This is a genomic window from Arthrobacter sp. D1-29, assembly GCF_054130585.1.
On record NZ_CP096383.1, the window covers coordinates 3,580,342 to 3,603,796 of the forward strand.

A 23,455-nucleotide genomic window follows, 5' to 3' on the forward strand; every position below is an offset into this window, starting at 1 on the left:
GTCCGAATCAGCGCTTGAATCAGCGCTTGATTTAGCGTTTGAATCAAGGGAGGGGTCGGTCTGGGGGATTGTTACCGTCACACAGACATTCCATCATCAGCCACCGACAATCTTTGCAGCCGCCGTTCCAGCTGCTCTGCGATGGCGTCTATCCTGTCGAACTGTTCGTCCCCGGGAGCCCATCGTGCTGCCATCAGGTCCACCCGCCATCTGCCTTCGCCGGTGCGAAGGAATTCAAGCCAGTGGCCGGCCAATGGCGTCCCTTCGTTCAGATAGTGGCGGAGAGCCTGGGCCTCGTGGCCTTCAGGGGCATAACCGCTGGCTTTGAGGACGCGCCACCAGGGCACACCGCTCCCGTAGTGGCTCATCACGGAGCCAACCTGCCGTGGACCGCCGGATCCGAGAAGTTCCGCCACATCGCCATAAGCAACTGCGGCACCGGGTGGCACCAGCTCAACAATGGCCAGCACCGCCTCGACATACTCAATCCGCATGGATCCAGATTAGCCGCAGTGGCGCTCCCGGATCCTGTCGGTGCCGGCCGGTAGCGTGGCAGCATGAGTACTTGGAACACCCTCCCCCGGGCCGCTTTTGACCTCGAAACCACAGGCCGGAACTCCCGCGCGGCACGGATCGTCACGGCGTCCGTGACTGTTGTTGACCACAAAGGTGATGTCATCAAGGAACATGAATGGCTGGCAGATCCGGGGATTGAAATTCCCACCGAAGCCAGCGACGTCCACGGCGTCACCACGGAACAGGCCCGGCGGGACGGCAGGCCTGCCCACGAGGTGACGCGGGAGCTTGCCACTGTGCTCCAGGAACTTTTTGATGCGGGCGTCCCCGTGATTGCCTTCAACGCCAGCTACGACTTCACCGTCCTTGCGGCGGAATCAGCCCGCCACGGGGTGCGGCAACTGAGCCGGTTTCCTGTCCTTGACCCCTACATCATGAACAAGCAGGTGGACAGGTACCGCAAAGGCAAGCGCACCCTCACCGCACTCTGCGAGGAGTACGGGGTGAACCTGGACAATGCCCACACATCCGCCGCTGACGCCCTCGCCACCCTGAAGATGCTGGACGCCATGGCCATCAAATTCCCCAAACTCAGGATGCCGGCGAGCCAGCTTCACCAACTCCAGGTGGACTGGGCTGTGAGCCAGGCGGCGGACTTCCAGGGCTACCTCCGCAAAACCAAGCCGGCAGCTGTTATCGAAGGTGACTGGCCCGTCCTTCCCCCCGAGGATGCCAGCCGGGGCGACTTCTAGCTGCGAGGTAACTCACACTCCGCCAGATGGCCGAAGCGGGTGAGATGGGCTCCCTGGGATTCGACTCCATGGAGGAACAGCCGCCACCTCAACCTCCACTTGTGCGCAGAGTCGAACAAAGTTCAGAATTCTCTGTCATCAGAGTCTGGTTATTCATCTCACTTCTCCAAAAAGCGGAAGTGAGATGATTAAGTTTTGCGGTCACCCCTGCCCCGGTCGTTCCGATCAACCCCGGGCAGGCGCCAGGCGCACTGCGCAGCCTGCGGCCCCGTTCGACTTATGACTCAGACGAAAGTGACTACCTGATGAAAAGCAAAGCCCTGAAGTGGCTGACCAGCGTTCCCGTGGCGATCACCGTGGCCGCCTCCCTGGCTGCCTGCGGCGGCGGGACAGCAGGTCCGGCCGGCAGCCCCACTGATGCCCTGGCGGGAAGTGACCAGCAGACGCTGGACAAGTACACCACCGCTGACGTCACCCCGATCGACCAGATCGACAAGACCAAGCTTGGCCTGAACACCGAGGGCAAGCTTGAGGTGGGCACGCTTTCTGACGCCCCGCCCAACATCTTTATCGATCCCTCGGGCAAGTTCACCGGCTACGACAACGAGCTCCTGCGCGCCATTGCCGGCAAGCTCGGCCTCGAGGTCGAATTTGTCGCCACTGACTTCTCGGCCCTCCTCTCCCAGGTCCAGACCCAGCAGTTCGACGTCGGTTCCTCCTCCATTTCCACTACGGAGGCGCGCCGCCAGAATGTGGGCTTCACCAACGGTTACGACTTCGGCTTCATGGCCGTCGTGGCCAAGACCGACGGCGACGTCAAGGGCTTCGATGACCTGACCGCCGACCTGCGCATCGGCGTGGTCCAGGGCACCGTCCAGGACGACTACGTCACCAACACGCTGAAAATGGAACCGATCCGTTTCCCGGACTACGCCACCGTTTACGCCAACGTACGCAACGGCCAGGTGGATGCCTGGGTGGCTCCGTCCCAGCAGGCTGAGGGCCAGGTCAAGGAGGGCGACGGCACCAAGATCGTTGAGTCCAAGGTCAACACGGAGAACTTCACCGCCTACGCCGTGGCCAAGGACAACCAGCCTCTGATTGACGCCCTCAACGCCGGCCTTGACGCCGTTATCGAGGACGGGACCTGGTCCAAGCTGACCAAGGAGTGGTACCCGACACGGGAAATGCCGAGTGACTGGAAGCCGGGCAGCAAGGCCGCCACGGTTCCCCAAAGCTGATTGAGCCGGGACCTTTATGGATCTCCTGGACCAGCTGGCTGACACGTTCTTCAACTGGGAGGAAATGGCAAAAGTCATTCCTGCCCTGCTTATGGTGGGCCTGCCCAACACACTGATTCTGGCAGTAACTTCCGGCATCCTCGGTTCCCTGTTGGGGCTGCTGCTGGCCATGATGGCAATCTCCCGGAACGCGGGAGCGCGCTGGGCAGCCCGCATCTACACCGACATTTTCCGTGGCCTCCCCGCTATCCTGGTGATCCTGGTCATCGGCATCGGTTTGAGCCCGATAGCCCGGGAAATCACAGGCAACAGGAACCCCTACCCCCTGGGGATCCTGGCCTTGACGCTGATCGCGGCCGCCTACATCGGCGAGATCTTCCGGTCAGGCATCCAGAGCGTTGAGAAGGGCCAGCTGGAGGCCTCCAGGGCGCTCGGATTCAGCTACGGCAGTTCCATGCGCCTGGTAGTGGTTCCGCAAGGCATCCGCCGGGTGCTGCCCGCGCTGGTGAACCAGTTCATTTCCCTGCTCAAGGATTCCTCGCTGGTGTTCATGCTGGGTCTGGCAGCCTCCGACCGGGAAATATTCCGGATCGGAAACGACGCCATGGCCAACACGGGAAACCTTTCTCCGTTGGTGGCGGCCGGCATTCTGTACCTGGTCCTCACCGTGCCACTGACGCACTTCGTGAACTTCATCGATAACCGGCTCCGGACCGGCAAGCCGGAGAAAAAGGAACCCGACGAATTGGCTGCACCTATCGGCAAGGGGGCACAGGCATGACGGAATTTACCTCCGGCACCCTGACCGGCAAGAACCTCCACCTCTCGTTCGGCCACAATCATGTGCTCCGCGGCATCGATCTCCATGTGGAGAAAGGCACCACGGCTTCGGTGATCGGCCCCTCGGGCTCCGGGAAGTCCACTCTGCTGCGGGTCATGAACCGGCTGATCGAACCCGATCAGGGAGACATCCTGCTGGACGGCCGGTCTGTCCTTAAGGACAACCCCGATGAGCTCCGCCAGCGGATCGGCATGGTGTTCCAGCAGTTCAACCTGTTCCCGCACAAGACAGTGGTGGAGAACGTTTCGCTGGCGCTGCGGAAACTGCGGAAGCTTCCTGCGGAGCAGGCCCGCACTGAAGCCCTTGACCAGTTGGACCTCGTGGGACTCAAGCACAAGGCTGACGTACGCCCGGCCAACCTCTCCGGCGGCCAGCAGCAGCGTGTAGCGATCGCCCGCGCGCTTGCCATGAAGCCCGAGGTCATGTTCTTCGATGAGGCCACGTCGGCCTTGGACCCTGAGCTTGTCAAAGGTGTCCTGGCGCTGATGGCTGACCTGGCGAGGGGCGGGATGACCATGGTGGTGGTGACCCACGAAATGGGCTTCTCCCGCAATGTCTCGGACACCGTGACGTTTATGGACGCCGGCGTGGTGGTCGAATCCGGCCATCCCGACCAGATCTTCACCGCGCCGCAGACGGATCGCCTCAAGGGCTTCCTCTCCGACGTGCTGTAATCCCAGCTGAGCAATACCTGCTGAACTTTCAAATCGCGGTCCAGCAGGCATAAAAGAGGAATCCCCGGTTGCATCGCAACCGGGGATTCCTCGCTTAAGCGCAGTTCAACAGGCGGTTCAGCTGACCGCAGCGGAACGCCCGACGACGGGGCTCACCGTCGCCGCCGCAGCAGCCTGCGCTGCGGCTGGCAGGGCATCAAAGATCCGGTTCATGGCGGCGTCGTCATGGGCTGCCGACAGGAACCACGCTTCAAAGACCGACGGCGGCAGGTACACACCGGCGTCGAGCATGGAATGGAAGAACGGCGCATAGCGGAACGTTTCCTGGCCCTGCGCGTCAGCGTAGTTGTGGACCCCGGTGGCAGAGGTTCCAAAGGCAACGGAGAAGAGGTTTCCGGCGAACTGGATGGAGTGGTCCACTCCCGCGGCGTCCAGTGCCGAGGACAACGCGGAGGACAACTCCAGCGACCTCGCATCAATAAAGGAGTACACGTCGCGGGTGGCGTGCGTCAGGGTCGCCACGCCCGCTGCCATGGCCACCGGGTTTCCGGACAGCGTCCCCGCCTGGTACACCGGGCCCAGCGGGGCGAGGTAATCCATCACGTCGGCACGTCCGCCGAGGGCCGCCGTCGGCATTCCGCCGCCGATGACTTTTCCAAAGGTGAGCAGGTCCGGGGTCCACGGTTCAGCAGCGTCCGGCGCTCCGCCGGTCAGTCCCCAGTAGCCGGAGTAGCCCGTGCGGAAGCCGGTGAGGACTTCATCCACGATCAGCAGGGCACCGTACTGCCTGGTGATCCTGGACAGGCCCAGGTTGAAGCCCTCGCCGGGCGTTACAACGCCCATGTTGGCCGGGGCTGCCTCGGTAATGACCGCTGCGATGTTGGTACCGTGCGTGGCAAAAGCGGCCTCGACGGCGGCGAGGTCGTTGTACGGAAGCACCAGGGTTTCGGCGGCCGTGGCTTCGGTGACACCGGCCGATCCCGGCAAGGCCAGTGTGGCCACGCCGGATCCGGCGGCGGCGAGCAGGCCGTCCAGGTGGCCGTGGTAGCAGCCGGCGAACTTGATGATGAGGTTGCGGCCGGTGAAGCCGCGGGCCAGCCTGACGGCCGTCATGGTGGCTTCGGTGCCGGTGGAAACCATACGGACGCGCTCCGCTGCGGGAACCCGCTCCTGGACGATGGCGGCGAGGTTGGCCTCATCGGGGGTTGAGGCGCCGAAGGAGAGTCCACGGTCCACAGCGGCGTGGACAGCATCGAGGACGGCGGGGTGGGCGTGTCCCAGGAGCGCCGGGCCCCAGGAGCAAACGAGGTCAACGTATTCCTGGCCGTCGGCATCAGTCAGGTACGGACCGTTGGCTGCGACCATAAAGCGCGGGGTTCCGCCCACTGATCCGAAGGCGCGGACAGGAGAGTTGACGCCGCCCGGCATCAGCTGGCGGGCACGGTCAAAGAGTGCCTCGTTACGAGGGTTGCTGGAGGTCATGGTTCCTATTCTTTCAGTTGCTTTCAACGGGCCGGGAAGCCCCGGCCAAGAGGTCGGCGACACGTGGCGCCACCTCGGTGCCGAACAGTTCGATCGAGCGCATCATGGCGGCGTGCGGCAGGGTGCCGTTGCTGTATTTGAGGTCAAACCTGTCCACGCCCAGGTTCTTCTTGAGCAGCGCGATCTTGGCGGCGACGGTTTCCGGTGAACCGACGTAGAGGGCGCCCTCCGGGGTGCACATTGCCTCGAATTCGCCCCGGCTGGCCGGTCCCCAGCCGCGCTCGGAGCCAATGCGGTTCCGCTGCTCCAGCCAGTGCGGGAAGAACTCGTCCCGCGCCTCCTCATCGGTTGCCGCAACATGGCCGGGCGAATGCGTGGCGATCTGCTGCATTGGATGGCCGTATTTGGCCATCGCTTCGCGGTAGAGATTGGCGAGAGGCGCGAACGAGCGGGGCTGTCCGCCGATGATGGCGAAAATGATGGGGTATCCGTACTGGGCACAGCGCAGCACGGATTCCGGGGTTCCGCCGACGCCTATCCAGGCCGGCAGCAGGTGGTGTTCCAACGGCGGATAGACGCTCAGCCCGTGGATCGCGGGCCGGGTCCGGCCCTCCCAGTGCACAGGTTGTTGCCGGCGGACCTTGTCGAAGAGCTCGAGCTTCTCCTCAAACAGGAGGTCATAGTCGGCCAGGTCCAGGCCGAAGAGCGGAAAGGACTCGATGAAGGACCCGCGCCCCAGCATGACCTCCGCGCGTCCGTTGGCGATGGCATCCACTGTGGCGAAGCGCTGGAACACCCGGATGGGGTCATCGGAGCTGAGCACCGTCACGGCCGAGCCGAGCCGGATGTTCTTGGTCCGTGCTGCAGCGGCGGCAAGGAAAACCTCCGGGGCCGATACCGCGAAGTCACGGCGGTGGTGTTCTCCCACGGCAAAGGCATGAAGCCCTACCTCGTCTGCGAGTTCAGCCTGCTCAAGGAGCTGGCGCAGCACCTGGGCGTGCGGGACGGGGTGCCCGTCAGGAAAGACGCCGACGTCGCCGAAGGAGTTCAGTCCCAGCAGGATACGGTCCGCGCCAACCGGTGTTGTCGGGTTCGCCGCTGACGCCGGATCGGGCACGGACGCGGGGTTCATCGCGATTCCCTCAGCCAGCCGGCCAGCTCCGCCGCCCAATACGTCAGCACCATGTCCGCCCCTGCCCTCCTGATGCCAAGCACAGACTCGGTAATTGCTGCGCGGCGGTCGATCCACCCGTTGGCGGCGGCGGCTTCGATCATCGCGTACTCGCCCGAAATCTGGTAGGCGGCAACCGGGACCGGGCTCATCGCGGCAACGTCAGCCAGAATGTCCAGGTAGCTCATGGCCGGCTTGACCATCACGACGTCGGCGCCTTCCGCCAGGTCCAGCTCCACCTCGCGTATGGCCTCCGTCCGGTTTCCGGCGTCCATCTGATACGTCCGGCGGTCGCCCGTCAGCTGCGAATCCACTGCCTCCCGGAACGGGCCGTAGAACGCGGAGGCGTACTTGGCCGCATAGGCCACCACCGAGGTTTCGGTGTGTCCGGCCTCGTCGAGGGCTTGCCGGATGGCGCGCACCTGGCCGTCCATCATGCCGGACGGGCCCAGCATGTGGGCCCCGGCGTCGGCCTGGGCCACGGCCATCCTGGCGTAAATTTCCACGGTGCGGTCGTTGTCCACATAGCCGTCAGCATTCAGGACCCCGCAGTGTCCGTGGTCCGTGAATTCGTCCAGGCAGACGTCACTCATGATGACCAGCTCATCGCCCACCTCGGACCGGACATCACGGATTGCCCTGTTAAGCACACCGTCCGGATCCAGCGATGCAGTGCCTTCGGCGTCCCGGACGGCGGGGATGCCGAAGAGCATGATGCCGCCGATGCCCAGGTCGACTGCCTCCGCTGCCGCCTTTTTGAGCGTGTCAGTGGTGTGCTGCACCACCCCGGGCATGGAGGTGATCGGATGTGGCTCCGAGAGGCCCTCCCTGATGAACGCCGGCAGGATCAGCTCCGGCGGCGCCAGCCTGGTTTCGGCAGTGAGCCGCCGCATGGCCGCCGTGGTGCGGAGGCGGCGCGGGCGTTGGTTCGGAAAACTCATGTCCTGTCCTTCACGTTGGTTGGGTGGCCGGGCCGGGAGCGCTGCCGGAGGGTCTTCCGGAGCCACGATTCACGGCGGAGCCTTCCCGTCCTGGGATTTGAGGGCTTCGGAAACTGCCGCGACCAGCCCTTCCGGTGTGGGTTCTGCCGCGACGGCCGCCACCACCAGGCCGAGCGCCGCAGCCTCTTCCGCCGTCGAACGTCCGATCGCTACCAGGCGGCAGCTGCCCAGTGGCGAGAGTTTGCTGTGGATGCGCCGTACGGCGCTGGGCGAGGCGGCTACCACCGCGTGCAGCCGGCCTCCCGTCAGCTCTGCCCGGGCGGCTTCAGGACTCACCATCCTGTACGACGGCGGCGCGGTGGCCGCCGTTTCAAGGGACAGCCTGTGTTCCTCATCCGCCGGATAATCCACTGTCCGGTAAGCCGGAACGGCAGTCACCGATGCCCCGGAGGCGGCCAGCCCGTCAGCGAGGCGGGGAGCGGCAATGTCAGCCTGCGGCAGGAACACCCTTGCGGATCCTTCCGGCCAGACGGCCAGCAGGCCTGCGGCGGACTGCGAGTCCCGGGGGGTCAGCGCCACGGTGAGGCCTTCTGCTTCAAGCAGCTCCCTGCAGGCAGGACCAATGGCGGCCACCCGGGTAGACGCAGGCACCCAGCCGCCGAGGGTCAGGCCGCGTTCTGCGGCCTTGTCCCTGAGGACATGGACGGTGGTGGCGCTGCTGACAACAAGCCAGTCGAAGGCACCCGCGCCCAGGGCATCGCAGGCCACATCCAGGGCGTGCTGGTCCGCGGCCCGTTCAAAGTCGATGAGCGGAAGCAGCAGGGCTTCTGCACCTGCCCTCTCCAGCGCAGAGAGCAGGGAAACGGAGCGCTCGGGATTGCGCGTAATCAGGACGCGCGCACGGGCCAGCGGCTGCCTGCCGGATGGCGGCGTGCCGTCTCCGCTGTCCTTTTCAGGCCGCCCCATCTCAAACTGCCCCATCTCACACTGCCCGGCGTGTGCGCACGGGGCGGCTCAGGAAGCCTGGAGGTCTGCGATGTCGGCGGCCCCGCCGGCAAGGAGTACCTCGGCCAGTTCGATGCCCAGCAGCGTGGCGCCTACCTCGGTCAATCCGTCGGTGGCCCGCCTGTCACGGACAGAGGCCGTCCCGTCCACGGCACAAACCACTGCTTCGAGGTGAAGCAGGCTGCCCTTGCGGTAGGCGTAGGCGCCCACCGGGGCCGCGCAGCCGGCTTCGAGCCGCGCCAGGAGCGCACGCTCCGCGGTGACGGCGAGCCTGGTGTCCGGATCGTCCAGTGCGGCGAGTGCCTGGGCAAGGACACCCTGGGAGCCCTCGGTGGACCCCGCCTTGCGTGGCGCGTCGGCGGTCCGGCATTCAATCGCCAATGACCCCTGCCCGGCGGCAGGAAGCATCACGTCAGTCTCCAGGAATTCGCTGACGGCATCCAGCCTGCTGATCCGCTCCAGCCCCGCCGCTGCGAGGACTACGGCGTCAAGATCGCAGGATTTGCCGGGAACAACCTGGTCAGTAGTGTTACCCGGCAGCCCGGGGACCCTGCCAAGGCGGGTATCCACGTTGCCGCGGATGTCGACGATCTGGAGGTCCGGCCGGGCTGCGCGCAGCTGTGCCGCACGCCGGGGCGATCCCGTTCCGACAGTTGCCCTGGAGGGCAGGTCAGCCAGCTTCAGGCCGTCCCGTGCGCAGAGGACGTCGCGCACGTCGACGCGCCGCGGGGTGGCGGCCAGGGCCAAGCCAACCGGCGCGCCCGTCGGGAGGTCCTTGAGCGAATGAACGGCGACGTCGCACTCGTTCCGCAGCAGCGCATCGCGCAGGGCGGTCACAAAAACTCCCGTGCCGCCCATTTGGGACAGTGAACCGGTCAGGACGTCGCCGTCCGTGCGGATACGCACCAGCTCAACGGGAAAGCCTCCGACGGCGGCCAGCTGGTCCGCGGTCTGTTGTGTCTGCGTGAGGGCGAGCTTGCTGGCCCTGGTTCCGATCCGGACGGTCACTGGATGCCCTCTCCCCCGGCCCGTACACCGGACTCCGGATAAGGGTCATGACCGGTGCCGACGGTGGTGTCAGCCCCTGCGACGGTGGGCTTCTCGCCGCGGAAGTTCGCGCAGCATCCCGGCCGGCAGACGTCGTACCAAGGCCCCAGGCCGGTCACTGCCGGACGGTCAGCGATGTTGCCGGTCAGTGTCCGCTCCAGGATCAGGTCCACCAGCCCCTTCACAAAGGTGCGGTGCGTTCCAGGTGTGGGCACCCGGGTGGCGGTGAGGCCAAGGCTGCGGCAGGTCTCCAGCGCCTCGGTGTCCAGGTCCCAGACAACCTCCATGTGGTCGCTGACAAATCCCAGTGGCACAATCACGATTCCCTTGACACCCTGGCCGGCCAGTTCCTCGATGGCATCGTTGATGTCAGGTTCAAGCCACGGCACGTGCGGGGCCCCCGAGCGGGACTGGTAAACCAGTGACCAGGGAGCAGTCTGCCCTGATTCTGCCTCGACGCGGTCCATGACCGCTGCACCGGTGGCGAGGTGCTGGGCAACGTACGCCGAGCCTTCCTCAAACTCGCGGGGCTCTGCCTCGGAGCGTCCGGCGGCCTCGGCATCCCGGGTGGGGATGGAGTGGGTTGCGAACAGGATGTGCACCGGCGCATCCGGGGTTCCGGCAGCTGCCAGCCGCGCCCGGACGTCGGCCAGGCCCGCCGCTGTGCCTTCGATAAAGGGCTCCACAAAACCAGGGTGGTCGAAATACTGACGCACCTTGTCCACCTCAAGCCGTCCGTCCAGGCCGGTCTCGGTCAGCGCCATGCCGATGTCCTCGCGGTATTGGCGGCAGCTGGAGTAGCACGAGTAGGCGCTGGTGGTGATCATCAGCAGGCTGCGGTGGCCGGCGTCGTACGCGTCCTGCAGGGTCTGCGGGATGTACGGGGCCCAGTTGCGGTTTCCCCACAGCACTGGCAGCTCAATGCCCCGCGCCTCAAGTTCCGCTTCCAGGGCCGCCTTGAGCTCGCGGTTCTGCCGGTTGATGGGGCTGATGCCGCCGTTGGCGCGGTAGTGGTGGGAGACCTCTTCCAGCCGCTCGTCCGGGATCCCGCGGCCCCGCGTGACGTTTCGGAGGAACGGAATGACGTCCTCCTGGCCCTCAGGCCCGCCGAAGGAGGCGAGGAGGACGCCGTCGTAATTCTTGGGCGCCATCCGGCCGGCTTCGGTAACGGGATTCATGGTTCCTGCTGCCAGGTATTCCTGGCGGTCCAGTGGGCTCATGCGAGGACCTCTGCTATCTCCGCAGCCGAGATGCGGCGGCCGGTAAAGAACGGGATTTCCTCCCGGACGTGGTTGCGTGCTTCCGTGGCGCGCAGGTGGCGCATCAGGTCCACCAGGTCAACCAGGTCGGGAGCTTCCAGGCCAAGGATCCATTCCCAGTCCCCCAATGCGAAGGAAGACACCGTGTTGGAAATGACCTGGGGAAAGTCGCGGCCCAGCATGCCGTGGTCGCGCAGCATCTTCCCGCGTTCGGCCTCGGGCAGGATGTACCACTCGTAGGAGCGCACGAACGGGTAGACGCACAGCCAGTCGGCCGGTTCCACGCCGCGGGAGTATGCCGGCGTGTGGTTCTTGGCGAATTCTGCCTCGCGGTGTACGCCCATGGCCGACCAGACGATCTCTGTTCCAGCGAAGAGCTTGCTGCGGCGGATATCGCGGATGGCCTGCTGCAAGGCCTCCGGCTTGGGCCCGTGGAGCCACACCATCACGTCAGCATCCGCGCGCATGGCGGAGACGTCATAGCTTCCACGGTGGGTGACACCTGCCTCGGCAAGGCGGAACAGCAGCGCGTCGAAGTCCTCGGCGGCGTCAGGGCTGCGCAGGATCTCTGCAGACCGCTTGAAAACAGTCCAGAGAGTAAAAAACTGCTCGGCTGATTCTTCGGTTTTAGTGACAGATTCGGCAGAAGTGTGGCTCATGGTTACCAGTTTGCCCCTTCCTCACCGCCAAGTCGAAACCGATGACTTCTACAAGACGTAGAAGTGTTGTAAATCACAAACCAGGTCGATTCGCCGCCTGCGGGCGGGTGGAACCTGGCGTTTCAGAGCCGCCGGATTTTGGCGAAGACGAGTCCCGCGGCACCCGCGGAGACTACCAGGCCAAGTCCGAGCAACACCTTGGCTGTCTCGGGCAGGTTCTCCGGCGCCTGGGTCATTCCCTGCCGGCTGACAGCGGGTGAGCCTGCGGCCTGCAGGGTGCCGCTGCGGAACGCCTGTCCGGCACTGGGTGACGGCACGCTTGAGCTTTGGCCGGCCCCGGCTTCCGGCTGGACTGCTTCGGGCTGGGTCGCCTCCGGCTGGACAGGCGCCTGTTCGGGCTGGGAGCCCTCAGCTGCCGGCTGTGGAAGCGCCGATTGCAGGCCTGCCCCGGTGGTGGCCCCCGTCCCTGCAGCGGCGCCTTGCTGTGCCCCCGACGACAAGGGCGGGACGCTGCTGGTAGCGGGGACTGGAGAAGTCGCCGGAGCAATGGGTGTGGATGGGGGCTGGGAAGGGGACACGGTCCCTGTCGGCGCGGGAGCCGTGGTGGTTGCAGGCCGCGAAGGTTGGCTGCCCGCGGTTCCGCCGGGATCGAGGAGCCCATCCACCAGGCTGCCCAGTGCCGGCAGCTGCACTGCCCCTGTTATTTGAGCACCGGACCCGCCGGAATCAGGGCTGGCATCGTCCGCCTGGGACGATGTCACCCCCGCTGAAAGGACCAGTACCGCCCCGACTGCCGCTGTCGCGGCGCCCCGTCGAAGTCCCCCATGGATACCGGTCCGGGAACGTGAAAGTTCGGACCTGTACTTAACCATAGTCATCGACCCTAGCCACATCCGCCGGTGGATGGGAAGTCCGTGACGTCTCCGCGGGCGTCCATTTGACTGTCCGCTACGGGTCTGAGCAGGAGCGATGCTCAGCCCAGGATGCCGCGGACCTGCTGGCGAGTGTCCGCCACCACGGCGGCCAGTCCGTTGCCCGCCACCCAGCCGCCCACCACCGACAGGCCACCCTCCCGGGCGCAAAGGCTCCTGATCTCGGCCACCCTGGCTTTGTGGCCGACGGCGGCGAACGGCAAGGCGCCCTGCCACCTGACCACATCCCAACCGATGACGTCCTCCCGTTCGAGAGGTACATCCAGCAATGCCGACGCGTCCCGGAGCGAGGCAGCCAGGAGCTCGCTGTCACTCGTTGGCCCGGCACCGCCCGAGGGTGAACCATCGATCCGCCCGTAGGAGAGCCGGAGGACGTGGGTGCCGGGTCCGGCGGCGGCTGCGAGCCAGTCCCATTTGGCTGTCGCGTGGGTGAGCGCTTTTGCCTCGATGCCCGGGGTCTGCGGGGCTACCAGGACGCCGGTGCCGCGTGGCCTGCTGTCCAGTTCCGGACGGTCCACCACCAGGGTGACCAGTTTGACGTCAGGTCCGCTTTCCGGGCTTTTGCCAGCCAGTTCCGGAACGGACTGCTCCAGCAGTCCGACGGCGGCCGGACCGTCCAGCGCCACCACCAGCAGGCCGGCGTCGTACTCTTTCTCCCCGGCCGCAACCCGCCAGCCGGCGTCCGTACGCGTGACGCTCCTGGCCCGGGAAGCGGTCAGCAGGTTCACGCCGCGGTCCGTAAGATCGCTGACCAGCGCGGCGATCAGCGTGTGCATGCCGCCCTCGAGCCCGGCAACGGCGGACCCCGCCTTGGCCGGCGGCGCGGAAGCGGGCGGATCCGCGGCGGCGGGCGATACAGCGCCCTGCGGCCGTGCGCCTCCACGTTGCGCGGTGACGGCAGCGGCCAGTGAACCGTGTGCGCGCAGGCCCGCGCGTAAGCCCGGCGCCACCATGTCCACATCCAGGAGGCCCGGATCGGCGGAGTGCACTCCCCCCACCACCGGCGCCACCAGCCTTTCAAGCACCCGGCGGCCCATCCGTAGGCGCACCAGGGATGACACGCTGGTGACGGCAGCAGAGGACCCCACAGCAGCGGGGAGGACCTTATCCAGCGACGCCCGCAGCGAGCCGAGGAACCCCAGGGAGCGCCGCACTTCCGGATCCCACGGATTGGCAGGAATACCCAGGACGCCGGTCTTCGGCAGTTCACGGGGGCCGTCCGGAAGCTGGACCCAGGCACCGCCCGGCCGCGGCGCAACAATCTTGCCGGCCAGGCCCAGCTCCCCGGCAAGGTCAGCCACCGCGGTGGAACGCGTGGCAAAGGATTCCGCGCCGCTGTCCAGCGTGAGCCCGGCCACCACGTGGCTGCCAACGCAGCCGCCCCAGGTGCCGCCGGCCTCCAGAACAGTAACCGTGTATCCGGCCGCGGACAGCTCGCGCGCAGCCAGCAGGCCGGAAATCCCGCCGCCCACCACCACGGCGGTTCTGCCCTCCGTCACGGGCCTACTCCGGGGAGATGGAGTGGATGAGCTGAACAACCCGGGTGAGAACGGCAGGATCAGTCTCCGGCGGGACGCCGTGGCCGAGGTTGAGCACGTGACCGGGGGCGGCCGAACCGGCGGCGATCACCTCCCGCACGTGGGCCTCGAGGACGTCCCAGGGCGCTGACAGCAGCGCGGGATCGATATTTCCCTGCAGCGGCACCGTCCCGCCAAGCCGCCGGTTCGCCTCATCGAGCGGCAGGCGGTAGTCCACGCCCACCACGTCGACGCCGACGTCGCGCATGGCTACCAGCAGCTCCGACGTCCCGGTGCCGAAGTGGATGAGGGGTGCGCCAAGATGCCGCACATGGTCCAGGGCGCGGGCCGACGCCGGCGCAACGTACCTGGTGTAGTCGGCCAGCCCCAGAGAGCCCGCCCAGGAATCAAAGAGCTGCCCGGCGGAGGCTCCCGCTTCGAGCTGGGCCCGGAGGAAGAGTCCGGAGGCATCGGCTGCCCAGTTGGCCAGCGCCGTCCAGGTTTCCGGGTCGGCGTGCATCATCGTCCGCGGACCCAGGTGGTCCCGCGACGGCTTGCCTTCAACCATGTAGGCGGCCAACGTAAACGGCGCGCCGGCGAAGCCGATCAGCGGGGTCTTGCCCAACTCGGCCACCGTCAGCCGAACCGCTTCCCTGATCGGCTCCAGGGCCTCCCACGTGAGCTCGGGCAAGGCGGCAACATCAGCGGCGGTACGTACCGGCTTGTCCAGCACAGGACCAACCCCCGGGACGATATCCACGCCCACGCCTGCGAGCTTAAGCGGAATCACAATGTCCGAGAAGAAAATGGCAGCATCCACGTCATGGCGCCGCACCGGCTGAAGGGTGATTTCGGAGGCAAGGTCGGGGCGCAGGCAGGAGTCCAGCATGGCCACGCCTTCGCGGACTTTCAGGTACTCCGGCAGGGAACGCCCGGCCTGCCGCATGAACCACACCGGGCGGCGGGAGGGCTTGCCGCCGCGGTAGGCCGTGATCAGCGGGGAATCTGCGGTGCGGCCATCCATCAGCGGATGGTCTGCAGCAAGGGCGCCGTCACTGGACATGGCTTTGGACACGGCGGGGCTAGGAGTCATGCTTTTGATTGTGCCCAAAATCCGGCGCAAAAGATAACGACAGCCTGTCATCCCACGCGGCCAAGTGGACGCCGTGGCGCAAATCACGGTCCGCCTCAACAGGTCCTGGCGGGACGGGTTGTTCTACCGACTCACGAAAAAGCTATGATTGTGGTGCTGTGGTTCTTTTTTCATTGGTGGCTACACACGCCGACATCGACCTTGAGACCGTTGCTCAATTGAGCAACGGTTCTTCCGGGGTTGCCACATCCGCACTCTCCGGATCGCCGGCAGTGACGGGTGCGGTGGTGCTTGCCACCTGCAACCGCTACGAAATCTATGGAGAAGCGCCCCATGCTGATGACGTCGAGGCTGCACGCGCCGCCCTGGTGTCCCAGATCAGCGGCCTCAGCGGCCTGAACGAACAGCTGGTCTCCCGGTCCTTCAGCACCAGGACGGGACCTGAAGTCAGCCAGCACCTTTTCGCCGTCAGCGCCGGCCTCGATTCCGCGGTGGTGGGCGAACGTGAAATCGCCGGCCAGGTGCGGCGGGCCCTCATCACGGCCCAGCATGAAGGCACGGCCAGCTCCGGCCTGGTCCGGCTGTTCCAGGCCGCTTCAAAAACTGCCAAGGACGTAGGCGCCCAGACCGCCCTCGGTTCCCGCGGCCTGTCCATCGTGTCAGTAGCCCTGGACCTTGCCACCGACCTGTCCGAGAACCAGGACTGGTCCACCAAGAAAGTCGTGGTGTTCGGCACGGGCGCCTACGCCGGCGCCACCATGGCGCTGCTGCGTGAACGCGGCTGCACTGACATCTCTGTTTTCTCGTCCTCCGGCCGCGCCGAAGCTTTTGTCGCCACCCGTGGCGGCACCGCACTGGACAGCGAATCACTCCGTCCCGCCGTCGCCGCGGCCGATGTCATGATCGGCTGCAGCGGTTCGGACATCAGGGTGGAGGCCGATGAACTGGCAGAAGTCAGGGCGGAGTCGCCACAGCCGCTGATTGCCATCGACCTCGCGCTCACCCACGACTTTGACCCGGAAGTGGGACAGCTCGACGGCGTTGAGCTGCTCACGCTGGAATCGGTACGCCTGGCAGCGCCCCAGGAACAGGCCGAGTCCCTGATCCAGGCCAGCGGCATCGTTTCCGGTGCTGCCCAGGCCTTCGAGCAGGAGCGTGAGGCCCGTTCCATGGACTCCGCGATTGTTGCCCTGCGCCGGCACACCATGAACGTCCTCGACGCCGAAATGGAAAAAGTGCGCGCCCGCCACGGCTGCACCGCAGCGGCCGAGGAAGTGGAGTTTGCCCTCCGCCGGATGGTGAAGCAGCTGCTGCACGTGCCCACGGTCCGTGCCCGTGAACTTGCCGCCAACGGCCAGCAGGACGACTACGTTGCGGCCCTCGAAACCCTGTACGGCATTACCGTGGAGCAGCCTGCCGCCGCCGCGCAGGCCGAATGCCCCGTGGACCACAAGGGCCTCGAAAGCGCCTGACCCCCACGTTGCCCTATCATTTAGGGTCGCCAAACGGCCCGGTTAGGGACCATAAGTGATAGCACAAGCGGTCAGTAGACGGGTTTCTGCGGCTCCACGTCCCGGACCCAGGCGAGGATCCCGCCGTCGAGGTGGCTGACCCGCTGGTAGCCGGCCTTCCGGGCCGCCTCAAGGACAGTGGCCGATCGGGTTCCCGCCTTGCAGTGGAACACGATGTCCTTGTCCTGGGGAAGCTCGGCCCACGCCTCCCCCGCCAGGATCCGTCCCTGCGGGATCAGCACCGATCCCTCAATCCTGACAATGTCATGCTCACCGGATTCCCGGACGTCCACGAGGTCGAAATCCTTCAGCCCGGCCTTCCGGGACGCCAGCATGGTGGCCAGCTGTGTTGCCGTCACCGTGTGTTCGATGTCGGCCGGCTGCGCGGGCTCGATGCCGCAGAAAGCGTCATAGTCGGTGAGTTCAGTGATGGGCGCCGCCGCCGGATCCTTGGACACCCGGATCTCGCGCCAGCTGCCGCCCAAGGCATCAAACAGGGCCACCCGGCCCAGGAGTGAACACCCGACGCCGGTAATCAGCTTCACTGCTTCCGTCACCATCAGCGAACCAACCGCCGCGCAGAGCATCCCAAACACCCCGCCCTCCCCACAGGAAGGCACCGACCCTGCCGGCGGAGCCTCCGGGTAAAGATCGCGGTAGGTGGGGCCATGCTTCTCCCAGAAGACGCTGACCTGGCCGTCGAAACGGAAAATAGAGCCCCAGACATACGGTTTGCCCAGGATCGCGGCGGCGTCGTTGACGAGGTAGCGGGTGGCGAAGTTGTCCGCGCCGTCGAGGATGAGATCGTACTCTGCGAAAAGTTCGAGGGCGTTTGTCTCATCCAGCCTGACGTGGTGCAGCCTGACGTCCACCAGCGGATTGAGCGCGGCGATGGCGTCGCGGGCGGATTCAATCTTTGGCCGTCCCACATCTGCGACGCCATGGATCACCTGCCGCTGCAGGTTGCTGAGGTCCACTGCGTCATCGTCAATGATGCCTAGGGTGCCAACACCCGCGGCCGCGAGGTACAGCAGCGCCGGCGATCCGAGCCCTCCGGCGCCTATCACCAACACCTTGGCGTTCTTGAGCCGGCGCTGCCCCAGGGCGCCGATCTCGGGAATGATGAGGTGCCGTGAATAGCGCTCAACCTCTGCCGGAGTCAAATCGCCTGCGGGCTCCACCAAGGGTTCCAGCGAAACAGACGGAGCATTTGCGGTGAATGTCGAAGCCATACTTCAATGTATGCCCTAGATACCGCCGGGTCATATTACCGCGCAGTAAAGTGGAGGTAACTGCAATGGAAAGTAGGACAACTGTGGTCCCTGAAGCACGGGCTGACCGATCGCCCGGCGCCGAACCGTCCGTCCCGATCCGAAGCGCCGGTCAGCGGTCCGCCAGGCTTCCCCGTGATGAGCGCCGCGCACAGCTCCTGACAGCCGCCCAGGAAGTCTTTGTGGCCAACGGCTACCACGGCGCTGCAATGGACGAGATAGCCGAGACGGCCCACGTCAGCAAACCGGTGCTTTATCAGCACTTTCCGTCGAAACGCGAACTGTACCTGGCGCTCCTGGACAGCCACTTATCGGCCCTGACCGACCTCATGCTGGGAGCCCTCAACTCCACCACGGACAACGACGAACGTGTGCAGGCCGTGATGCGGGCGTACTACCGCTTCATCGCCAGCGATGACCAGGCTCACCGCCTGGTCTTTGAATCGGACCTCATCAACGACCCCGATGTCAGCTCCAGGCTGGAGACTTTCAACAAAACGTTCGCGGACGCCGTGGCCCGAGTCATCGCCGAGGACACCAAACTGCCTCATCTGGAAGCGCAGCTGCTGGGCCGTGGCCTGGCCGGCATGGCCCAGGTGAGTGCCCGTTATTGGCTGGAAACGAACGGAAACCTTGACCTCGACGTCGCCAGTGACCTCATCTACCGTTTAGCTTGGCGCGGAATCTCTCGCTTCCCCAAGGAAACCTAGACTACAAATAAGAGAACACCCTGAAACTTTGATTGGCTGGGAGGCCCCGCTTTGGAAATTAAGATCGGCGTTCAGAACATTGGCCGCGAAATTGTGCTTGAGTCAGCCCAGGATGCTGATGCGGTCGCCAAGGTCGTCGAAGACGCCATCAGCAAGGGCAGCGAGCTTCGCCTCAAGGATGACAAGGGGCGCGTCATCATCGTCCCCGGCAATGCCCTCGGGTATGTGGAGATCGGCGCTGAAGAGTCCCGCCGGGTGGGCTTCGGCCAGTTCTAGCAGCCTGTCCGGCCAAAAAGGCCTTTTAAGGCGCCAGTTAAGGCGCCAGTTGCATTTTTGACGAGGAGATCCATGCTTTCGCTCACCATCGTTGTCCTGGCCACCACGGCCGCAGGCTTTATTGTCTGGGCCAATGACAAGCGCCATGCCAAGTACGGGATGGGGCTGCCCGCCGGGGTTGCCGTTACCGTTGGTGCCCTGAGTTGGATCATCTTCATAACAGCGGGCTTTGGCTACCAGCCGGGCCTGACCTGGATCCCCTGGGTCATGCCCATAGTGCTTGGTACCGCAGCAGCAGCAGCGGCGGCTGTGTACCTCGGCAGGACCCGCGCCCGGTATGACACCGTGCGGCTGACAGCGGCGCTCAAGCTGTAACGGGGGCCCGCGCTGGCATCACCGCCCAGGCCCGATATCAGGCCTGGGCGGTGATGCCGGATATCAGGCCTGGCCTGGAACCTCAGCCGGGATGTCGGGCTGGTAGCCTTCCTCCGTGCACAGGCACAGCCGGTTTCCCTGCATGTCCGTGACTACCACCCATTCGGGTGCGTAGTCACGGTTCATTAAGGCTCCCGTGGCTGCGGTCTTCTCCAGGACTTGTCCCGATTCGGCCTTGCTCCGGTAAACGTCAACGTGGATCCGGCTGCTGTTGGGGGTGGGAGTCTCCTGGAACCACACACTGGGCCCGCGCCCGTAGGGATCAACCAAATCGTTGCCTGGGGTTTTTTTGTAGCCCAGGGCCACCCGCCACACCTCAGAGATTTCTGCTGCGTCCACGGTGTCGATCGCCAGTTCCACCGTCCTGTACAGGCCTGGCTCCGCCGCTGCCCCCACGTTCGTGGCCGCCGTACTCACGGCCGCGGCCGCGGTGGTGTCACGCGCTGTCACGTCTCCACCGGCATCGTGGGACGTGAAGCGGATGAAGACCCTGTTGTAGCGCCAGTCAAGGTCCGGATGATGGTTCTGCTCCTCGGCAAGGCGTCCGACGGCGGCAATCAGCTCTAGTGCGGCGGCCGCCGTCGGCGCTTTGTAGACGGTGACCAGTGCGCCCTGGCAGTACCGCCAGTCCGTGAGCCCTGTAAGGGCCTCATCAACCTGCGCCCTGGTGAGTATGTCTTCCTTGCCGGCCACTGCTGACTCCTAAGCTCGTCCTGTCAGCCCGGCCCCGGCGCTGGCCGCCCCCTGCCGAGGGGAACGACCTAGAGGAACTCTGCCCGGCCTTCCATGGCCGACGACGCCAGGGCGTGCTCACGGCGCGGAATCCTGCCGGCCGCTTTGGCCAGCCTACCGGCGATAACGGCGTGTTTGAAGGCCTCGCCCATCAGCGCGGGGTTCTGCGCCCGTGTCACTGCAGTGGCCAGCAGCACGGCGTCACAGCCCAGCTCCATCGCGAGCGCCGCGTCCGAAGCGGTACCGATGCCGGCGTCCAGCACCACAGGAACCGACGCGCGGGAAACAATCAGCTCGATGTTGTGCGGATTCAGGATCCCCAGGCCGGTGCCGATCGGCGCTCCCAGCGGCATAACGGCTGTAGCTCCCAGGTTCTCGAGGCGCAGTGCCAGCACGGGGTCGTCGTTGGTGTACGCGAACACTTTAAACCCCCGGCTGACGAGCTGCTCCGTGGCGTCCACCAGTTCAACGGCATCAGGGAGGAGGGTCTGTTCGTCGGCAATGACTTCCAGCTTGACCCAGTCCGTCTCCAGGGCCTCGCGGGCCAGTTCGGCGGTCATGACTGCATCGCGCGCAGTGAAGCAGCCAGCCGTGTTGGGCAGGACACGGATGCCGTGGTCCACCAGCAGCTGGAACAGCGATCCCGACTCGGCAGGTGAATAGCGGCGCATCGCGACGGTAGTCAGCTCGGTCCCGGACGCCAGCAGGGCGGCGCCAAGCCCGTCCAGGCTGGGCGCGCCGCCGGTTCCCATGATGAGGCGGGATCCCAGCGCGACGCCGTCGATGATCAGTCTGTCCGCCTGCCCTGGCTCGTTTAGCGTGCTGATGCTGCTGGTTTCGGTCATGGTGTCAGCCTCCCTGGACTGCTGTGACCAGTTCCACGTCGTCACCGTCGGCGAGCGCCGTGACGTACCACTGGCTTCGGGGTACTACTTCGGAATTGTGTGCCACGGCCACGCCGAGCTTCTTGCCGTCAGTCGCCTGGCCGTCAGCTGCCAGCGGCCGGCCGGTGATTTGGCTGACAAGGGTGGTTATGGATGCGCCGTCGGACACGGCGTGATGCAAACCATTGAGGGTGATGTTCATACTGATTCCTTTTCTGGGTCGATGGCAGCTTCTGGGCCGATCGCGGCATCCGCATGAACAGGCGCGGCAACGGAAACGAGCGCGGAAAACCTGGCCGGGCTGAAGGGCAGCCAGCGCGGATCCGGCGTGCCGTCCATCAGGTTCCGGCAGATCACGGCAGCGGCGGGGGCGAGGAGTACGCCGTGACGGAAGAAGCCGGTGGCGATGATCAGCCCGGCAACGTGTTCTGCGCTTCCCGGAACGTTGACCCGGCCCAGCAGCGGAGCATTGTCCGGTGTCGCCGGGCGCGCCCTCGCTGTTATTTCCACAAGCTCCAGCTCTGCCACCGCCGGGACCAGGACCTGGGCATCACGCAGCAGCTGGTACACGCCGCCGGCGGACACAGCGCCATCCCCGGCATCGGACAGGGAATCCTCGCGCTGGGTTGCCCCGATCACCACTGTTCCATCCTGGCGCGGGACGATGTACACGGGCACTCCCCGTACCAGTCCGCGGATGGTGGATGTAACCAGCGGCCGGACATGCGGGGGGACGGCAAGCCTGAGGATGTCTCCGTACACCGGCCGAAGAGGCAGGCGCAGGCCGTGCGGCAGGCCAGACAGGGACGCTGCCTGCAGCCCGTTCGCCACCACGGTTTCGCCGGCCAGCACCTTGCCGCCGTCTGTCAGCAGCACGCCGCTGACCTTGCCGTCCTCCCAGAGGAGCGATGTGGCCCTTTGGGCGACGGCGAACCCTTCGCCGGCACCTTCGACGGCGGTTCCGGAACCTGGCTGGTGTTTAGCCAGGGCAAGCCGCAGGCACGCCAGGAGCTTCCGCGGATCGACCTGGTGGTCGGCGGGGATGTCCAGTGCGCAGGAGATGGCCGGACTAAGGAAGGCCTCCCGGGTCCGCGCCTCCCGGATGGTGAGCGGTTCCACCTGCAGTCCGCTGGCCTGCTGGACCGTCCGGAGGTCCATCAGGGCCCGGCGGTCCGCCGCATCCGCCCCGACGGCGATGGTCGGCGTCGGCAGGTAGCCCGGATCCAGTGCCGCCAGCCGGGCGAGGTCGGCCGCAAAGGCGGGCCACAGAGCTGACGACTCAAGCATCAGCTCCAGGAGGTCCTCCTCCTGGTAGTGCAGTTCGCTTACAGGCGCCAGCATGCCTGCGGCCGCCCAGCTGGCCCCCGCACCGGGGGCATCGTCGATGACCACCACGGACCGGCCGGAGCGCCTCGCTTCCCACGCGATGCCGTGGCCTATGACTCCGCCACCGATCACTGCAACATCTGCACGCAAAACAGCCGCGGCTGCAGTCGGGGCGGGGCCCCGCGCATTCCGGGATGGGGGGATCATGGTTTCCTTCCCTACGCCGGTATTAGCCGGATCAGGTCAAGCGGTCGGCTCTGACGCCCTCTCAGCCCGGCGCTTTATGACAGCTGCCGCGGGCTCCCGCAGTACCAGGCCAGTTTAGAGGAACTACGCTGGTTTCCATGAATACCGCCCTTTCCAACAGCACGGCCTCCAACAGCAGCCCCATCTCCACCGCACCAGACACCGCACCCGCCGCAGACATCACCGGCAGCTTCAGCAGCGCGCGGCTGTACCTGTGCACGGACGCACGCCGGGAGAAGGGCGATTTCGGCGACTTTGTGGATGCGGCCTTTTCCGGCGGCGTGGACATCATCCAGCTTCGCGACAAGTCCATCGAGGCGGCGGAGGAACTGGAACTCCTGGAAGTACTGAAAGCGGCGGCCCGGCGCCACGGCCGGCTGTGGGCAGTCAACGACCGTGCCGACGTCGCCCTGCTCTCCGAAGCCCCCGTTTTCCATGTCGGCCAGAAGGACCTCCCGCTGGCATCCGCACGCCTGCTCCTCGGGGACCGGGTCATAGGCCTGTCCACCCACAGCACCGGGCAGATCGACGCCGCCATCAGCGCTGGGACCGCCGCGAACAAGGCAGTCCCGCGGGCAGGCACCGAAGGCGCCCTTGCGGCCGGGCTTGATTATTTCTGCGTTGGACCCGTCTGGGCCACTCCCACCAAACCCGGCAGGGCCGCCGTCGGCCTGGACCTTGTGTCCTATGCAGCGCGCGCCGTCAGCGAAGCAGGCTCGGTCCCCGGCGCCCAGGCAGTCCCGTGGTTCGCCATCGGCGGCATTGACCTGGGCAACATTGAGCAGGTAGTCGAAGCTGGCGCCAGCAGGGTGGTGGTGGTCCGGGCCATCACCGAGGCCCCGGACCCCGCTGAGGCTGCGGCCGCCATGATTCAGGCATTGCAGGCCGGGGCGTCCTGAGCCCTGCTTCAACCCTGCCGGCTTGGCTGGCGGAG

Annotated in this window: 25 protein-coding genes and 1 riboswitch; of the genes, 9 read left to right on the plus strand and 16 right to left on the minus strand. The window is 65.8% G+C overall.

The genetic code is table 11. From position 1 onward, the window contains the following. Positions 1–77: 77 nt before the first annotated feature. Positions 78–494: an MGMT family protein gene (locus tag M1E17_RS16065; protein WP_457962961.1), complete on the minus strand. Its 417-nt coding sequence runs from the start codon at positions 492–494 to the stop codon at positions 78–80. Positions 495–557: 63 nt separating this feature from the next. Here M1E17_RS16065 and M1E17_RS16070 point away from each other — a divergent pair, with 63 nt between their 5' ends. The 4 genes from M1E17_RS16070 (at position 558) to M1E17_RS16085 (ending at position 4,024) form a co-directional block, all read left to right on the plus strand. Further along, positions 558–1,268, plus strand: a complete 711-nt coding sequence (locus M1E17_RS16070) for an exonuclease domain-containing protein (RefSeq protein WP_457962962.1) — start codon at positions 558–560, stop codon at positions 1,266–1,268. 305 nt (positions 1,269–1,573) lie between these two features. Then, positions 1,574–2,509, plus strand: coding sequence for a substrate-binding periplasmic protein (locus M1E17_RS16075; RefSeq protein WP_457962963.1), 936 nt, complete (start codon positions 1,574–1,576; stop codon positions 2,507–2,509). Between the two features lie 16 nt (positions 2,510–2,525). Further along, positions 2,526–3,290: an amino acid ABC transporter permease gene (locus M1E17_RS16080; protein WP_457962964.1), complete on the plus strand. Its 765-nt coding sequence runs from the start codon at positions 2,526–2,528 to the stop codon at positions 3,288–3,290. Continuing rightward, positions 3,287–4,024, plus strand: coding sequence for an amino acid ABC transporter ATP-binding protein (locus M1E17_RS16085; RefSeq protein ID WP_457962965.1), 738 nt, complete (start codon positions 3,287–3,289; stop codon positions 4,022–4,024). Before M1E17_RS16080 ends, M1E17_RS16085 begins: the two co-directional genes overlap by 4 nt. A 117-nt stretch (positions 4,025–4,141) precedes the next feature. On the opposite strand, the gene hemL is transcribed toward M1E17_RS16085, so the two are convergent. From hemL to hemE, 10 genes are all read right to left on the minus strand, one after another. Then, the gene (gene hemL, locus M1E17_RS16090) at positions 4,142–5,506 is read right to left on the minus strand and encodes a glutamate-1-semialdehyde 2,1-aminomutase (protein ID WP_457962966.1); all 1,365 of its coding nucleotides are present in this window, start codon (positions 5,504–5,506) and stop codon (positions 4,142–4,144) included. Positions 5,507–5,519: 13 nt separating this feature from the next. Further along, the gene (locus M1E17_RS16095) at positions 5,520–6,638 is read right to left on the minus strand and encodes an LLM class flavin-dependent oxidoreductase (protein ID WP_457962967.1); all 1,119 of its coding nucleotides are present in this window, start codon (positions 6,636–6,638) and stop codon (positions 5,520–5,522) included. Then, on the minus strand, positions 6,635–7,618 hold the full coding sequence (gene hemB / locus M1E17_RS16100; protein WP_457962968.1) for a porphobilinogen synthase: 984 nt from the start codon (positions 7,616–7,618) through the stop codon (positions 6,635–6,637). Before hemB ends, M1E17_RS16095 begins: the two co-directional genes overlap by 4 nt. A gap of 69 nt (positions 7,619–7,687) precedes the next feature. Continuing rightward, complete coding sequence (locus tag M1E17_RS16105) at positions 7,688–8,599, minus strand: uroporphyrinogen-III synthase (RefSeq protein WP_457962969.1); 912 nt, start codon at positions 8,597–8,599, stop codon at positions 7,688–7,690. Between the two features lie 33 nt (positions 8,600–8,632). Further along, positions 8,633–9,631, minus strand: a complete 999-nt coding sequence (gene hemC, locus M1E17_RS16110) for a hydroxymethylbilane synthase (RefSeq protein ID WP_457962970.1) — start codon at positions 9,629–9,631, stop codon at positions 8,633–8,635. Continuing rightward, positions 9,628–10,890 carry a ferrochelatase gene (locus M1E17_RS16115; protein WP_457962971.1) on the minus strand — a complete coding sequence of 421 codons (1,263 nt, stop codon included), beginning with the start codon at positions 10,888–10,890 and terminating at the stop codon, positions 9,628–9,630. Before M1E17_RS16115 ends, hemC begins: the two co-directional genes overlap by 4 nt. Continuing rightward, positions 10,887–11,588 carry a hydrogen peroxide-dependent heme synthase gene (hemQ, locus tag M1E17_RS16120; RefSeq protein WP_457962972.1) on the minus strand — a complete coding sequence of 234 codons (702 nt, stop codon included), beginning with the start codon at positions 11,586–11,588 and terminating at the stop codon, positions 10,887–10,889. The genes M1E17_RS16115 and hemQ overlap by 4 nt, the downstream gene beginning before the upstream one ends. Before the next feature lie 122 nt (positions 11,589–11,710). Continuing rightward, positions 11,711–12,466 (minus strand): hypothetical protein, encoded by a 756-nt coding sequence (locus M1E17_RS16125; protein ID WP_457962973.1) that lies wholly within the window; start codon positions 12,464–12,466, stop codon positions 11,711–11,713. Positions 12,467–12,561: 95 nt separating this feature from the next. Next, positions 12,562–14,019, minus strand: a complete 1,458-nt coding sequence (gene hemG, locus M1E17_RS16130; RefSeq protein ID WP_457962974.1) for a protoporphyrinogen oxidase — start codon at positions 14,017–14,019, stop codon at positions 12,562–12,564. A 4-nt stretch (positions 14,020–14,023) separates the two neighbouring features. After that, positions 14,024–15,130: a uroporphyrinogen decarboxylase gene (gene hemE / locus M1E17_RS16135; RefSeq protein ID WP_457962975.1), complete on the minus strand. Its 1,107-nt coding sequence runs from the start codon at positions 15,128–15,130 to the stop codon at positions 14,024–14,026. 158 nt (positions 15,131–15,288) lie between these two features. On the opposite strand from hemE, the gene M1E17_RS16140 reads away from it, so the two are divergent. Beyond that, entirely contained in the window at positions 15,289–16,602 is a 1,314-nt protein-coding gene (locus M1E17_RS16140) for a glutamyl-tRNA reductase (RefSeq protein WP_457962976.1), read from the plus strand. Between the two features lie 71 nt (positions 16,603–16,673). Here M1E17_RS16140 and moeB read toward each other — a convergent pair whose 3' ends face one another. Continuing rightward, complete coding sequence (gene moeB, locus M1E17_RS16145) at positions 16,674–17,873, minus strand: molybdopterin-synthase adenylyltransferase MoeB (RefSeq protein WP_457962977.1); 1,200 nt, start codon at positions 17,871–17,873, stop codon at positions 16,674–16,676. A gap of 83 nt (positions 17,874–17,956) precedes the next feature. On the opposite strand from moeB, the gene M1E17_RS16150 reads away from it, so the two are divergent. From M1E17_RS16150 to M1E17_RS16160, 3 genes are all read left to right on the plus strand, one after another. After that, on the plus strand, positions 17,957–18,622 hold the full coding sequence (locus M1E17_RS16150; RefSeq protein ID WP_457967796.1) for a TetR/AcrR family transcriptional regulator: 666 nt from the start codon (positions 17,957–17,959) through the stop codon (positions 18,620–18,622). Positions 18,623–18,673: 51 nt separating this feature from the next. Next, positions 18,674–18,898 (plus strand): DUF3107 domain-containing protein, encoded by a 225-nt coding sequence (locus M1E17_RS16155; RefSeq protein ID WP_457962978.1) that lies wholly within the window; start codon positions 18,674–18,676, stop codon positions 18,896–18,898. A gap of 72 nt (positions 18,899–18,970) precedes the next feature. Continuing rightward, the gene (locus M1E17_RS16160) at positions 18,971–19,273 is read left to right on the plus strand and encodes a hypothetical protein (RefSeq protein WP_457962979.1); all 303 of its coding nucleotides are present in this window, start codon (positions 18,971–18,973) and stop codon (positions 19,271–19,273) included. Positions 19,274–19,336: 63 nt separating this feature from the next. On the opposite strand, the gene M1E17_RS16165 is transcribed toward M1E17_RS16160, so the two are convergent. From M1E17_RS16165 to thiO, 4 genes are all read right to left on the minus strand, one after another. Beyond that, entirely contained in the window at positions 19,337–20,026 is a 690-nt protein-coding gene (locus M1E17_RS16165; protein ID WP_457962980.1) for a 4a-hydroxytetrahydrobiopterin dehydratase, read from the minus strand. 68 nt (positions 20,027–20,094) lie between these two features. Beyond that, positions 20,095–20,910, minus strand: a complete 816-nt coding sequence (locus M1E17_RS16170; protein ID WP_457962981.1) for a thiazole synthase — start codon at positions 20,908–20,910, stop codon at positions 20,095–20,097. A gap of 4 nt (positions 20,911–20,914) precedes the next feature. After that, entirely contained in the window at positions 20,915–21,151 is a 237-nt protein-coding gene (gene thiS / locus M1E17_RS16175) for a sulfur carrier protein ThiS (protein WP_457962982.1), read from the minus strand. After that, entirely contained in the window at positions 21,148–22,482 is a 1,335-nt protein-coding gene (gene thiO, locus M1E17_RS16180) for a glycine oxidase ThiO (protein WP_457962983.1), read from the minus strand. The genes thiS and thiO overlap by 4 nt, the downstream gene beginning before the upstream one ends. Then, positions 22,474–22,592, minus strand: a riboswitch (TPP riboswitch). Its footprint overlaps the gene before it by 9 nt. A 27-nt stretch (positions 22,593–22,619) precedes the next feature. Between thiO and thiE the strand changes: the two genes are divergently transcribed. Then, positions 22,620–23,420: a thiamine phosphate synthase gene (gene thiE / locus M1E17_RS16185; protein ID WP_457962984.1), complete on the plus strand. Its 801-nt coding sequence runs from the start codon at positions 22,620–22,622 to the stop codon at positions 23,418–23,420. The last annotated feature ends 35 nt before the right edge of the window (positions 23,421–23,455 follow it).

Bases quoted from the DNA above. Each gene is read 5' to 3' on its own strand.
- M1E17_RS16095 (WP_457962967.1), bottom strand. From the start codon at position 6,638: ATGAACCCCGCGTCCGTGCCCGATCCGGCGTCAGCGGCGAACCCGACA.
- M1E17_RS16105 (WP_457962969.1), bottom strand. From the start codon at position 8,599: ATGGGGCAGTTTGAGATGGGGCGGCCTGAAAAGGACAGCGGAGACGGC.
- thiS (WP_457962982.1), bottom strand. From the start codon at position 21,151: ATGAACATCACCCTCAATGGTTTGCATCACGCCGTGTCCGACGGCGCA.
- M1E17_RS16065 (WP_457962961.1), bottom strand. From the start codon at position 494: ATGCGGATTGAGTATGTCGAGGCGGTGCTGGCCATTGTTGAGCTGGTG.
- thiO (WP_457962983.1), bottom strand. From the start codon at position 22,482: ATGATCCCCCCATCCCGGAATGCGCGGGGCCCCGCCCCGACTGCAGCC.
- hemQ (WP_457962972.1), bottom strand. From the start codon at position 11,588: ATGAGCCACACTTCTGCCGAATCTGTCACTAAAACCGAAGAATCAGCC.
- M1E17_RS16170 (WP_457962981.1), bottom strand. From the start codon at position 20,910: ATGACCGAAACCAGCAGCATCAGCACGCTAAACGAGCCAGGGCAGGCG.
- M1E17_RS16070 (WP_457962962.1), top strand. From the start codon at position 558: ATGAGTACTTGGAACACCCTCCCCCGGGCCGCTTTTGACCTCGAAACC.
- M1E17_RS16115 (WP_457962971.1), bottom strand. From the start codon at position 10,890: ATGAGCCCACTGGACCGCCAGGAATACCTGGCAGCAGGAACCATGAAT.
- hemL (WP_457962966.1), bottom strand. From the start codon at position 5,506: ATGACCTCCAGCAACCCTCGTAACGAGGCACTCTTTGACCGTGCCCGC.
- M1E17_RS16075 (WP_457962963.1), top strand. From the start codon at position 1,574: ATGAAAAGCAAAGCCCTGAAGTGGCTGACCAGCGTTCCCGTGGCGATC.
- M1E17_RS16080 (WP_457962964.1), top strand. From the start codon at position 2,526: ATGGATCTCCTGGACCAGCTGGCTGACACGTTCTTCAACTGGGAGGAA.
- M1E17_RS16125 (WP_457962973.1), bottom strand. From the start codon at position 12,466: ATGACTATGGTTAAGTACAGGTCCGAACTTTCACGTTCCCGGACCGGT.
- M1E17_RS16085 (WP_457962965.1), top strand. From the start codon at position 3,287: ATGACGGAATTTACCTCCGGCACCCTGACCGGCAAGAACCTCCACCTC.
- hemE (WP_457962975.1), bottom strand. From the start codon at position 15,130: ATGACTCCTAGCCCCGCCGTGTCCAAAGCCATGTCCAGTGACGGCGCC.
- hemB (WP_457962968.1), bottom strand. From the start codon at position 7,618: ATGAGTTTTCCGAACCAACGCCCGCGCCGCCTCCGCACCACGGCGGCC.
- moeB (WP_457962977.1), bottom strand. From the start codon at position 17,873: ATGGCTTCGACATTCACCGCAAATGCTCCGTCTGTTTCGCTGGAACCC.
- thiE (WP_457962984.1), top strand. From the start codon at position 22,620: ATGAATACCGCCCTTTCCAACAGCACGGCCTCCAACAGCAGCCCCATC.
- M1E17_RS16160 (WP_457962979.1), top strand. From the start codon at position 18,971: ATGCTTTCGCTCACCATCGTTGTCCTGGCCACCACGGCCGCAGGCTTT.